We start from the raw sequence: 11815 nt of genomic DNA on the forward strand, positions 1-11815 counted from the left end.
GTGGTTGTCACCGCAGATCCCGCAGATGCGGCTGGTGATGAAGTGCGCGTCGCGGGGATCCTTGCCCTTCATGAAGATCGAGTAGCCGCGGAAGATCGACGACGTGGAATGGCATTCGACTACTTCACGGTTGTCGAAGTCGATCTTGGTGTAGATGCCGAGGCTGCCGACGATCCGGGTGATCGGGTCCCACGCCATCTCGACCAGTTGGCCGGGCTCTCTTTTTTCCTGCGTCGGCTTGGGGATGATCGTCGTCATCGAACTTCGCTTCCTGTGTTGGGGTGGTGCATTACCAGGTGCGGCGGGCGCCGGTGGTGAGTTCTGGGCGGTTGTGCCGCCAGCGCGGCTCTTTTTCGAGGGTGCGGTGGGTGATGCCGCGCAGGTTGCGGATCAGCGATCCGTACAGCCCCGATGCGGTGCTGGATACCTTGCCGCCCGGCGGTTCGTCCATGAACGGCATGAACTTGTCCGGGAAGCCCGGCATGGTGCATCCGATGCAGATGCCGCCGACGTTGGGACAGCCGCCGATGCCGTTGATCCACCCGCGTTTGGGCACGTTGCATTTGACGACCGGACCCCAGCAGCCGAGTTTGACGATGCACTTCGGCGAGCCGTACTCGGTGGCGAAGTCGCCCTGCTCGTAGTAGCCGGCCCGGTCGCAGCCTTCGTGCACGGTGGCGCCGAACAGCCAGGCCGGCCGCAGCGCCTCGTCGAGCGGAATCATCGGCGCCTGGCCGGTGGCCATGTAGAGCAGGTAGGTCAGAGTTTCGGAGAGGTTGTCCGGGTGGATCGGGCAGCCGGGCACACAGACGATCGGGATGCCGGCCTTGCTCTTCCACTCCCAGCCCAGATAGTCGGGCACCCCCATCGCCCCGGTCGGGTTGCCGGCCATCGCGTGGATGCCGCCGTAGCAGGCGCAGGTCCCGGCGCAGACGATCGCGGTCGCCTTGGACGCCAGCCGATCCAGCCATTCGCTGGTGGTGATCGGCTGACCGGTAGCCGGATTGTTGCCGAATCCGCACCAATAACCGTCGTCTTTGACCGCCTCGTTGGGAATCGAGCCCTCAACGACGAGCACGAACGGGTCCAGCTCACCGCGCTCGCCCTTGAAGAACCACGACAAGAAATCGTCGGCCCCTCCGCTGGGCCCGCATTCGAAGTCGATCAGCGGCCAGTGCACGGCGATCTTGGGCAGCCCGGGCAACGCACCCAGCGCGATCTCCTCCACACTGGGCTGGGTGGCCGCAGTCAGCGCCACCGAATCGCCGTCACAACTCAGACCCGCGTTGATCCACAACACGTGAATGAGGGTTTCTTCCGCTTTGACTGCCGCTTCCGTTGGCATGACCCGCAGCTTTCCGGGGCCACGGGCTGTGGGCCCCTGACACCGCCGGAGTCGTCGGTCGGCCCGCTTACGCGGCGCTACTTTCTCGGTCTACTCCCCAGAGCTCTTCATTGTCAACGAATCGGCAATATATCTGGCAATCGGTCCACCAGTGTTGCAAGCTATTTGCAGTGTTGTCATGCGAATGACTTGCATTTTTCACGCCGGGCCGGCCACAAACTGGCGCACCCAACCGAACCAGGAACCCATGCCGTCACCGGTCCGGGCACTGACCGGCAGGATCGTCGCTGTCGGATTGACCTTGCGCACCTGGGCGATGTAGGCGTCGACGTCGACGTCCAGGTAGGGCACCAAGTCGATCTTGTTGAGCAGCACCACATCCACGGCGCGGAACATCACCGGGTACTTCAGCGGTTTGTCGTCACCTTCGGTGACCGAGTAGACCATGGCTTTGGCATGCTCACCGACGTCGAATTCGGCTGGGCAGACCAGGTTTCCAACGTTTTCGATCACCACCAGGTCCAGGCCGGTCAGGTCCAGGCCGCGAAGCGCACGCGCAACCATCGGGGCATCCAGGTGGCATTCACCGCCGAACCCGTTGCCGGTATTGAGTAGCGATACCTGGGCGCCGCGGCCTTCGAGCTTGGCCGCGTCGAGATCGGTGGCGATATCACCCTCGATCACCCCGACGGCGATCTCCCCGGCGAGTTCGTCGAGGGTCGCCGATAACACCGTGGTCTTCCCCGAACCCGGCGAGCTCATGAGGTTCAGCGCGCGGACGCCGTTGCTCTCGAACGCTTCCCGGTTGGCGCCGGCTCGGACATCGTTCTCGGCGAAGATCGCCTCCAGCACGTCGATTCGCTGGCTACCGGTGGCGTAGCCGCTGTGATCCCCGTGGTCGTGCTCGTGCTCGTGCACCGTGCCGTCATCGTGGCGATGAAACCTACCCATGTCTCACCTTTCTGCACCTTCTGCCGCGCCGTTCACGAGACGTCCAGCGAGGTCACCAGGAACTCGTCGCCGCGCAGCACTTCGATGTCGGCGCCTTCGCAGTGCGGGCAGAACAGTGAATACTGCGACGTGACCGTCGAATCCCGGCCGCACGAGCGGCAGCGCACTTCGGCGGGGATGAACTCGTACTCCAACTCGGCGTCGGGCATGTCCTCAACCTCACGGACCATGGTCCAGCAGAACGACAGCGACTCGGGCACCACCTGACGCAGGGCGCCGATCCGGACCCGGACCACGTCGACGTGGCGGCCGTCGGCATGGGGTTTGACCACCTCGGCGATCGCCTGGCACAGCGACAGTTCATGCATCGCTGGCCACCGCGGCGCCCAGGCGGCTGTACCGGCCCATGAGCACCGTTGTACACCGAGCGGTGATCGTTGCGCCCGCGATCTAGAGAAACACCAGAGCTTGCCGAAGACATTGAGCTGCAAGGCCGGCGATGCGCTATGACCGCCGCGGTGGTGCCGTCGGCGCTGGTGGCGGCCAATCCTGCACCATGCTTTTGCTTGCGGGCCTACGATGGATGAAGCGCGTGAGAAAACGAAAGAATGTGATCGAAAACGTGCGGTAGCGGATGGATCAATCCGGGCGGCGAGCAGTGCGCGCCGCCTCGCTGTTCGACGTCAAATCCGATCGGGCGGTCGGCATGACCGATATTCTGCTACGGCCTGGCCGTGCATCCGAGCAAATACGGCGGCGGTTTACCGTGACCGGTGTCGTGCAAGGGGTCGGATTTCGCCCGTTCGTGCACCGGATCGCCACCGAATTGGGGCTGAGCGGGTTCGTCGGCAACGATTCCGGCGCGGTCTTCATCGAGGTACAGGGACGCCCCGGGCCGATCGAGGAATTCGGCCGCCGGCTGCGCGCCGAGGCGCCGCCGCTGGCCCGGATCACTAATGTCGCCGTTGTCGACGTTGCAACCGCACTGGAGCCGGGCTTTTGCATCGTGGAGAGCCAAACCGTTGCCGGTGCCACCACCCCCATCCCGCCCGACATCGCGTTGTGTGACGACTGTCTGCGTGAGCTGTTCGACCCGGATGACCGCCGGTACCGGTACCCGTTCATCACCTGCACCAACTGCGGGCCGCGGTTCACCATCATCGCCCAACTGCCCTACGACCGGCCGGGAACCACCATGGCGGGCTTCGCCATGTGCAAGCGCTGCGCCGCCGAATACCGCGATCCCGCCGACCGCCGGTTCCACGCCCAGCCCATTGCCTGCCCGGATTGCGGACCAACGCTGTGGTTCACCGGGCCGCACGGGCGAGTCGACGGATCCGATGCCGCGCTGGCGGCCACCCAGCTGATGCTGGCGTCCGGCGCGGTGGTGGCGATCAAGGGCATCGGCGGCTACCACCTGGGCTGTGTGGTCGACGACGAGGTGGCGGTCGGCGTGCTGCGATCCCGCAAGGCCCGAGGCGCCAAGCCGTTCGCGATGATGGTGCGCGACCTGGATGTCGCGCGCCGGTACGCATTCATCGACGACGCCGAGGCCGCGGTGCTCGCCAGCCCGGCCCGCCCGATCGTGCTGCTGCGCCGCCGCCCGGACGCGCCGGTGGCCGACACCGTCGCGCCCGGCTGCCCGCTGCTGGGGCTGATGGTGCCGTATTCACCGATCCATCACCTGCTGCTGGCACCCGTCCCGGACGTCGGCACACCGGTCCCCGACGCGTTGGTGCTGACCAGCGCCAACAACTCCGGCGAACCGATCTGCTTCACCGACGAGGATGCGGCGCAGCGGCTTCCCCGGCTCTGCGACGCGGTACTCGAACACAACCGGCCCATCCACGTGCCGTGCGACGACTCGGTGGTCCGCGTCGTCGACGGGCGGGAACTGCCGATCCGGCGCTCCCGCGGGTACGCGCCGCTGCCGGTCGACCTCGGGCGGGACGGGCCGGCCGTGCTCGCCGTCGGCGGTGAGCTGAAGAACACCTTCTGCCTCACCGACGGCCCACGTGCATTCATCTCCGGTCACATCGGCGACATGGCGACGCTGGAAACGCTGCACGCGTTCGAGCGCGCGGTAGGCCAGCTCAGCGAAATCCGGCACCGGCCAGTGCGGCTGGCCGCCGACCTGCACCCGGGATATCAGACCCGCAGCTGGGCCGAACGCCACGCCGGCGACCGCCCGCTGGATCTGGTCCAGCACCACCACGCGCACGTCGTCTCGCTGCTGGCCGAGCACGGTCGGCTCGGTGAACCCATCATTGGGGTCTCCTTCGACGGCACCGGCTACGGATGCGACCACACGATCTGGGGTGGCGAAATCCTGGCCGTCGGGCCCGACAGCCACCGGTTCGCCCGGGTCGCCCACCTGCTGCCGGTACCGTTGCCCGGTGGGGACACCGCGGTGCGCAACCCGTGGCGGATGGCGTTGTCACAGCTGTGGGCGGCCGGTGTCGACTGGACCCCCGACTTGGCCCCGGTGGCCGCCGCCAGCCCCACCGAACTGCGGCTCATCCGCTCGCAGCTGGAAACCGGGGAGGGCTGCGTGCCGTGCTCGAGCATGGGCCGACTGTTCGACGCGGTCGCCTCGCTGCTGGGGGTTCGGCACCGCATCGATTTCGAGGCCCAGGCCGCGATCGAACTCGAGGCGCTGGCCGCCGCCGGCGACGTGGCGGGGCTGCCGGCGCTGCAGCTGGAGGTGCGCGACGACGCCGTGATCGATCCCACCGGCATGGTGCGGGCGATGGTGTCGGCGCTGCGGGCCTCGGTGGGGCCGGTGGTGTTGGCGGCGCAGTTTCACCGCGCCGTCGCGGTCGCGGTCGCCGAGGTGGTCGCCCGGGTCGCCGATGGCGTCGGGTTGGTGGGGCTGACCGGCGGGGTGTTCCAGAACGTGCTGCTGTTGCGGGCATGCCGGCAAGAACTGCAGCGGGCGGGATTCGACGTGTTGACCCACCGCACCGTCCCGCCCAACGACGGCGGGTTGGCACTGGGTCAGGCGGCGGTAGCCTTGCTCAGCGCGTTGGACCCGCAATCGGACGCGGGGGAGGGCTGAGTCGTGACCACTACCAGCAGTGCCAGCGAAACCGCCACCGCCATCGACCGCGGCGTGAACGCCGACATGACCGCCGATCTGGCGGCCGCGTCGCTCACCTTGGCCAAACGGTTCGCCGCCGGCGCCACCCTGTGGTGCATCGCGCCGGGCTGGGAGCCGCACGCGCTGCACGTCGCAGTCGAGTTCGTCCACCCGGTCATCATGGGCAAGCGCGCCTTGCCGGCGGTGGCGCTGACCGGATCCGGCCTGGTTGACATGGTGCGGATCTCGGTGAGCCCGGGCGACATCGTGGTCGCCATCGCGAGCGCCGACGAACCGGAGGTGGCTTCGGTGATGCGTCGAAGCCCGGCCTGGGGAGCCACCACCGTCTGGATCGGCAGCGGCCAACGCCCTCCGGCCGGCGCCGCCGACCACGTGCTGTGGCTCGACGATCCTGATCCGCGGGTGCCAGCGACCGGTGGGTTCGTGCTGCTCTACCACCTGCTGTGGGAATTGACCCACGTCTGCTTCGAGCATCCTGGCCTGTTGAAACCGGACGCCGGGGCGGATGATGCCTGCGTCACCTGCAGTGACGAGGGCCGCCTCGGTGAGGTGATCACCGCGACGGAGGGCATGGCCCAGGTCCGCACCGCCCGGGGAGTCGAGGACGTCGCGACGACGCTCGTCGGTGCGGTCGCCGCGGGCGACCTGCTGCTGGTGCATGCCGGGATGGCGATCAGCAAAACGGACCAGGAGCGACGCAAATGACCCGCGTCGGCGACGATGCAGAGCGAAGCGATGAGGAGGAGCGACGCAAATGACCCGCGTCGGCGACGATGCAGAGCGAAGCGATGAGGAGGAGCGACGCAAATGACGGAGGAACCCACCAATTTCCTGTACCCGTTCATCGACGCCCACGAAGAAGCCCCCGAGTCGCTGCTGGCCGACCTGACCGCTTCCGCGCACGCGAAGGCGACCGAGAGCCTGGCGCTGCGCCGCACCACATTAGAGGCCAACGCCGAGCTGCTGGCGACCGCCGCCACGGAGATGGCGCGCCGATTCGCCGCCGGCGGGCGGTTGTTCACCTTCGGCAACGGCGGCAGCTGCACCGACTCGCTGATGTTCGCCGCTCTGTTCGCCCGGCCACCGATCGGCCGACCGCTGCCGGCCTGGTCGTTGGCGGCCGATCCGTCGGTGTTGACCGCGCTGGGCAACGATGTCGGATACGAGCTGGTGTTCGCCCGGCAGCTGATCGCGCATGCCAAGCCGGGAGACATCGCGATCGCGATCTCCACCAGCGGCAATTCACCGAATCTGATCACGGCGCTGGCCGAGGCGCATCGGCGTCGCGACATGTACACCATCGGTATGGCCGGGTATGCCGGTGGCGCCTTCGCCGACAACCCCGATGTCGATGCGTGTTTCATCGTCCGGTCGCAGAGCATTCACCGGATCCAGGAATCGCAGTCGCTGCTGGGCTACGAGCTGTGGCTGGCGGTACACAAACAGCTTGCCAAACAGCGGAGTGAACAGGCGGTGGTGCTCTGATGAGCACCGGGGCAAGCGAATACCTGGCCAGGGGACCGAAATTCGCCGAGAGCGAGGTGATCGAGCGGATCGAGTCGTTCCGCAAGCGGCGTCCCCGGTTGCTCGACGAGCAGGTGACTTTGGCGCACGGGGCGGGTGGTAAGGCGTCAGCGGCGTTGGTCGACGCCGTGTTTGTGGAAGCATTCCGCAACCCGCTGCTGGAATCCCTCGGCGACGGTGCAGTTCTCACACTGCCTGGTGGCGAGCGGCTGGCTATGTCGACCGATTCGTTTGTGGTGCAGCCCAGGCGTTTCCCCGGTGGCTCGATCGGGGAACTTGCTGTGCACGGCACCGCTAATGACCTTGCCATGATGGGCGCTGTGCCGCAATGGATCTCGGCATCTTTCGTGCTCGAAGAGGGCTTCGAAATCGCCGAGTTGAAGCAGATCGTCGCCGATATGGCGACGGCGGCCGCTGGCGCCGGCGTGCAGATCGTCACCGGGGACACCAAAGTGGTGCCCAGGGGCGCGGCCGACGGGCTGTTCATCACCACCACCGGGGTCGGCGTCATTCCGGCCGGTCGGCAGCTGTCGCCGTCGTCGGTGCGTGTCGGCGACAAGGTGTTGCTATCCGGCTCGATCGGCGATCACGGGATGGCGGTGATGCTGGCCCGCGGGAACCTGGCCCTCGAGGCCGATATCTGCTCGGACACCGCGTCGGTCAGCCCGTTGGTGGAGCTGCTTTTAACGGCCGCCCCGTCCACCCGCTGGCTGCGGGATCCAACCCGCGGCGGTGTGGGCACCGTCTGCAACGAGCTGGCCCAGGCCTGCGGTCTGGCGGTGTTGCTCGAAGAGGACCAGCTGCCACTGCACCCGATGGTCAGCGGTGCGTGTGAGCTGCTCGGCATCGATCCGCTGTATGTCGCCAACGAGGGCAAGTTCGTCGCTGTCGTCGCGGCAGACGAGGCCGAGGCGGGGCTTGCCGCGCTGCGGTCGCATCCGTTGGGTGCCGACGCGGCCGAAGTGGGCGAGATCCTGACAGAACCCGCCGAGACGGTGGTCATACAAACCGGATTCGGCGGCACCCGGATCGTCGACATGCTCGTCGGTGATCCGCTGCCCCGGATCTGCTGAAGGCTCCAAAGTTGAGGAGATGACGCAAAATGTGTTTGGGAATTCCTGGGCGAATCGTCGAAATCACCGATCCGGAAAACTCTTTGGCCAAGGTCGACGTCAGCGGTGTGCAACGCACCATCAGCGTGGCGCTGCTGGAAAATGAGATGCCGCAACCCGACGACTGGGTCCTGGTCCACGTTGGCTTCGCGATGGCCAAGATCGACGAGGCCGAAGCGCTGCTCACGCTAGCGGCCATCAAGAAGCTCGGTGGCGTCTACGACACCGAAATGGAAGCGTTCGACACGTCTGCCATCGTGTGAGGGGATAGCCGTGAAATTCGTTGACGAGTTCCGTGATCCGGCCGCCGCTCGCAAGCTGCTGGTCACCATCGAGCATCTGGCCGCAGCCGGTGATGCGCACGAACACTTCAAGTTCATGGAGGTGTGCGGTGGGCACACCCACACCATCTACCGGCACGGCATCGAACACCTGTTACCGGAGAACGTCGAACTGGTACACGGCCCCGGGTGCCCGGTGTGTGTGATCCCGATGGGACGCATCGACGACGCGATGTGGCTGGCTGAGCAACCCGGCGTGATCTTCACCTGCTTCGGCGACATGATGCGGGTACCTGGATCGGACGGCAATCTGCTCAACGCCAACGCGCGCGGCGCCGACGTGCGGTTCGTCTACTCCCCGCTGGACGCGCTGAAGGTCGCCGTCGACAACCCCGACAAGCAGGTGGTGTTCTTCGCGGTCGGGTTCGAAACCACCGCACCGTCGACCGCGGTCACCTTGGTACGAGCCCGCGAGTTGGGGCTGACCAATTTCACCGTGTTCTGCAACCACGTCACGATCATTCCGCCGATCAAGGCAATCCTGGAATCGCCGGATCTGCGGCTATCCGGCTTCATCGGCCCCGGGCATGTGTCCACGGTGGTGGGAGACCGGCCATACCGATTTGTCAACGATGTCTATCACAAGCCGTTAGTGATCGCCGGTTTCGAACCGCTGGACATCATGGCGGCGGTCGCGATGCTGCTGACCCAGATCCGGGAGGGCCGCTGCGAGATCGAAAATCAGTACTCGCGGGTGGTGCGCCCGGAAGGCAACCCGGCTGCGCTCGCGCTGATGAGCAAGGTGTTCGCGTTGCGCCCGCACTTCGAATGGCGCGGACTGGGCTTCATCTCACACAGTGCGCTCAAGCTCAACGACGATTTCGCCGAGCTCGATGCCGAATTGCGCTTCTCGATGCCCGGAGTGCGGGTCGCCGACCCGAAGGCCTGCCAGTGCGGTGAGGTGCTCAAGGGCGTGCTCAAGCCATGGGAATGCAAGGTTTTCGGCACCGCGTGCACCCCGGAGACCCCGATCGGCACCTGCATGGTGTCCCCGGAAGGGGCGTGCGCGGCCTACTACAACTTCGGCCGGATGCACCGCGACGTCGCCAAGCTGGCGAAGCGGCCCACCCCGGTATGACAGCTCTCGACGCGCGGGGGGCCGACATGTTCGCCCGCTACGCGTACGCACCCAACGCGCTGGGTTATTGCGGACCGCCGCTGGGCGCCACCCTGCGGGACGGATCGGTCGAGGCGGTGCGGGCGGCAGCGAGCAGGTTCTCCGGCGCCTGGCCCTATCTGCGGGTGCTGTCGGCGCTGACCGGTATCGCTGACCCGCTGGACTACCGGCTGGTCGAGTCGTACTGGCTCGGCGGCGGGGTGGCCGCCCACCTCGACCCGAACCAGTTTTTCGATCGCTTGCTGGCGATCATCGGCCCGCAGGCCGGTCGCTACTGGTCGCATCTGACTGCCGACCTGGCCGGCGAGGCGGCCGGCAACCACTGCTTTCACGTGTTCGGTGTCTACCCGTGGTCACGGCTGCTAGGCCGCAGCGAGCACCCGTTGCGGGTGCTGGATAGCTGCCGCATCACTTGGGGCACCGTGGTTTCCCGCGACGGCGATGACGTCGAGGTGTCGTGCGCCGCGTTGGTGTGGGACGGGCGGGTGCTGAGGCTATCCGAACCATCGGTGCGCCGGTTGGAGGTGTGGGCCGACGGGTATACCGCGGTGCCGGACGTGTCGGTCGGTGACCGGGTGGCCATGCACTGGGGCCGGCTGTGTGGCCGGCTGACGCAGGAGCAGATTTATGCGCTGGCCGAGAGCACCGAGCGCCAGCTGGCGGCCACCAACCGACGGCTGGCGCAGGTCTAGCCTGGTCTAACTTTAACCTTATTAGTTGAGGCAACGAAGAGGTCTGCTCGCGCGTTTTGGATGAGTCAACGCGCACCATTGCCAAGGCTATAACCCGAACAACCCGAACGGAAGGTCGAAGAAGCCTGGACTAGCACCGGCGGCAGCACCAGACCCGTCGCCGAGGAAGACGCCGAGGACATAAAGTGGCATCGACTCGACCTCGGTGAGGAGATTATGGCTGTCGGCTGCGAGCACCTGTTGTAGCGCACTTGTAATATCGGATTGCAAACCGCTGGCAACCGCGGTGTCGAGCCCCTGATCGGCGGTCAGCAAAGCCTTGCTGTCAGCGGCCCAGTCCTGGTTGAGTGGCTCGAAAAACCACTGGTCGACCACGGTTGACAGTGGACCGGAGTCCGTCAACACCGTGGACTCGGCCGGCCCCACGTAATCATTCAAGATTGACACGTCTGTGTTCAACATGGCTGTTTGGTCGGTAATGTACCCAGAAAGCGAAGACTGAAGCTGGCTTGGGGCGTCGGAGACATCAATGCTGGACAGCACGGTTTTGGCGTCGGTGAAATCGGTCACGGCGGTGCTCAACAGGTCATCTGAGCTTGTGGTCGCGCCGCTAGCATCGTCGGCCGCCATGCCGCCGCTGGCGGCAGCGGCGGCTCCACCGGCCCCGCCAGACGGGTCGATGCCCGTCCAGGCATCGAACAGTGTCGCCGCCTTGGCCCAGTCGGCGGTGTCGCCTAGGAACAGCGCGTCGACGAGGTTGTTGAGCAGCGCTCCGTCGTGCGGCGAAGCCAGCTGCACCCCGCCTATGTCGATGGGGGCGGTGGCGTCCGGGTTGAACAGCGGCGGGGCGTCGAGAGTGCCGAAGTTGAACAGATCGACAACCTGGTTTCCATCGGCGGCGGGCACCAGGAAGGCAAGGACATCGTTGTGGGCACCGGCTTGAACTGAGGAAAACTCGAATCCTGGCCCCCAGTTGTCTTGAATCAGGAGGCTGTCTGGCGTACCCGCAACCGAAAGCGGCGTGGTAAATAGGTCGTTCGATCCGATGCTGCTGAGCACCGCCGGAGCACTGTCAAAGCCGCCCGATATCGGCGTCGTGCCAAGTCCAAGCGAATCGCTCGGGTCTGACAGCGTGGCCGGGATCCCGCTGACGCCGCTGTCACTGGCATTTGTCGGTGTCACTGTCCAGCCGTTGATCACATCGGTGCCCTCGTCGGCGTGGGCGACCCCGATACCCAGCATCGCAGCGGCGGCTCCACCGGCCAACGCGGCGGTGACATCAATTTTCCGTATAGACATTTGCGCGGCTCCTTCACCCAGCGCGAACGTACCCAGATAACCGCCCCAGGTCAAAACGCGCCGCATGGCGGGCACGGTTGGGTGATGAGTCGTCGGGGTGACCGCTGCCGATCCGGTGGCCGGGCGACCCGACGACCAGGGATTCGTTTCTGCGGGAGTTCCACTGACGTATATATATGTATATATATATATATTATTGGGGTCCGCGACGCCGGGATCGCGCCGTGGCGGGTCTTAATCGCTCCCACGCCCGCTGGCGGACCTTGTCGCGCACGGCCGCGATGTTGGCGATGCCCTGCTGGTCGACCTCGCCCAGCGACCGCCACATCGTCAG

Annotated in this window: 12 protein-coding genes; 7 read left to right on the plus strand and 5 right to left on the minus strand. The window is 66.0% G+C overall.

The window, feature by feature from the left end:
- The 4 genes from AC2VOP_RS20690 to AC2VOP_RS20705 all read right to left on the minus strand — a co-directional run.
- Positions 1-258 (minus strand): nickel-dependent hydrogenase large subunit (locus AC2VOP_RS20690; RefSeq protein WP_486962704.1); only part of this gene is annotated, 258 nt, incomplete at its 3' end.
- Between the two features lie 31 nt (positions 259-289).
- Positions 290-1345, minus strand: a complete 1056-nt coding sequence (locus AC2VOP_RS20695) for an NADH-quinone oxidoreductase subunit B family protein (RefSeq protein WP_486962705.1) — start codon at positions 1343-1345, stop codon at positions 290-292.
- Positions 1346-1543: 198 nt separating this feature from the next.
- Positions 1544-2296, minus strand: coding sequence for a hydrogenase nickel incorporation protein HypB (gene hypB / locus AC2VOP_RS20700; protein ID WP_486962706.1), 753 nt, complete (start codon positions 2294-2296; stop codon positions 1544-1546).
- Positions 2297-2328: 32 nt separating this feature from the next.
- Complete coding sequence (locus AC2VOP_RS20705) at positions 2329-2664, minus strand: hydrogenase maturation nickel metallochaperone HypA (RefSeq protein ID WP_486962707.1); 336 nt, start codon at positions 2662-2664, stop codon at positions 2329-2331.
- A 338-nt stretch (positions 2665-3002) separates the two neighbouring features.
- On the opposite strand from AC2VOP_RS20705, the gene hypF reads away from it, so the two are divergent.
- The 7 genes from hypF to AC2VOP_RS20740 all read left to right on the plus strand — a co-directional run bounded on the left by hypF (position 3003) and on the right by AC2VOP_RS20740 (position 10182).
- Positions 3003-5354 carry a carbamoyltransferase HypF gene (gene hypF / locus AC2VOP_RS20710; protein WP_486962714.1) on the plus strand — a complete coding sequence of 784 codons (2352 nt, stop codon included), beginning with the start codon at positions 3003-3005 and terminating at the stop codon, positions 5352-5354.
- 66 nt (positions 5355-5420) lie between these two features.
- Positions 5421-6101 carry a HypC/HybG/HupF family hydrogenase formation chaperone gene (locus AC2VOP_RS20715; RefSeq protein WP_486962715.1) on the plus strand — a complete coding sequence of 227 codons (681 nt, stop codon included), beginning with the start codon at positions 5421-5423 and terminating at the stop codon, positions 6099-6101.
- A 102-nt stretch (positions 6102-6203) separates the two neighbouring features.
- Positions 6204-6881 (plus strand): D-sedoheptulose-7-phosphate isomerase, encoded by a 678-nt coding sequence (locus AC2VOP_RS20720; protein ID WP_486962708.1) that lies wholly within the window; start codon positions 6204-6206, stop codon positions 6879-6881.
- The gene (gene hypE / locus AC2VOP_RS20725; protein ID WP_486962709.1) at positions 6881-7993 is read left to right on the plus strand and encodes a hydrogenase expression/formation protein HypE; all 1113 of its coding nucleotides are present in this window, start codon (positions 6881-6883) and stop codon (positions 7991-7993) included. Before AC2VOP_RS20720 ends, hypE begins: the two co-directional genes overlap by 1 nt.
- Positions 7994-8022: 29 nt before the next feature.
- Complete coding sequence (locus AC2VOP_RS20730) at positions 8023-8295, plus strand: HypC/HybG/HupF family hydrogenase formation chaperone (RefSeq protein WP_486962710.1); 273 nt, start codon at positions 8023-8025, stop codon at positions 8293-8295.
- Between the two features lie 10 nt (positions 8296-8305).
- Positions 8306-9451: a hydrogenase formation protein HypD gene (hypD, locus tag AC2VOP_RS20735; protein ID WP_486962711.1), complete on the plus strand. Its 1146-nt coding sequence runs from the start codon at positions 8306-8308 to the stop codon at positions 9449-9451.
- Positions 9448-10182 (plus strand): DUF6390 family protein, encoded by a 735-nt coding sequence (locus AC2VOP_RS20740; RefSeq protein ID WP_486962712.1) that lies wholly within the window; start codon positions 9448-9450, stop codon positions 10180-10182. Before hypD ends, AC2VOP_RS20740 begins: the two co-directional genes overlap by 4 nt.
- Positions 10183-10269: 87 nt before the next feature.
- Here the strand turns inward: AC2VOP_RS20740 and AC2VOP_RS20745 are convergent, their stop codons facing one another.
- Positions 10270-11547, minus strand: a complete 1278-nt coding sequence (locus AC2VOP_RS20745; protein WP_486962713.1) for a hypothetical protein — start codon at positions 11545-11547, stop codon at positions 10270-10272.
- Positions 11548-11815 lie beyond the last annotated feature (268 nt).

This window comes from Mycobacterium sp. TH-M106, from assembly GCF_057473765.1.

Excerpts from the sequence above, each read along its gene's own strand:
- AC2VOP_RS20695 (WP_486962705.1), bottom strand. The coding sequence starts at position 1,345 with ATGCCAACGGAAGCGGCAGTCAAAGCGGAAGAAACCCTCATTCACGTG.
- hypB (WP_486962706.1), bottom strand. The coding sequence starts at position 2,296 with ATGGGTAGGTTTCATCGCCACGATGACGGCACGGTGCACGAGCACGAG.
- AC2VOP_RS20705 (WP_486962707.1), bottom strand. The coding sequence starts at position 2,664 with ATGCATGAACTGTCGCTGTGCCAGGCGATCGCCGAGGTGGTCAAACCC.
- hypF (WP_486962714.1), top strand. The coding sequence starts at position 3,003 with ATGACCGATATTCTGCTACGGCCTGGCCGTGCATCCGAGCAAATACGG.
- AC2VOP_RS20715 (WP_486962715.1), top strand. The coding sequence starts at position 5,421 with ATGACCGCCGATCTGGCGGCCGCGTCGCTCACCTTGGCCAAACGGTTC.
- AC2VOP_RS20720 (WP_486962708.1), top strand. The coding sequence starts at position 6,204 with ATGACGGAGGAACCCACCAATTTCCTGTACCCGTTCATCGACGCCCAC.
- hypE (WP_486962709.1), top strand. The coding sequence starts at position 6,881 with ATGAGCACCGGGGCAAGCGAATACCTGGCCAGGGGACCGAAATTCGCC.
- AC2VOP_RS20730 (WP_486962710.1), top strand. The coding sequence starts at position 8,023 with ATGTGTTTGGGAATTCCTGGGCGAATCGTCGAAATCACCGATCCGGAA.
- AC2VOP_RS20740 (WP_486962712.1), top strand. The coding sequence starts at position 9,448 with ATGACAGCTCTCGACGCGCGGGGGGCCGACATGTTCGCCCGCTACGCG.
- AC2VOP_RS20745 (WP_486962713.1), bottom strand. The coding sequence starts at position 11,547 with ATGCGGCGCGTTTTGACCTGGGGCGGTTATCTGGGTACGTTCGCGCTG.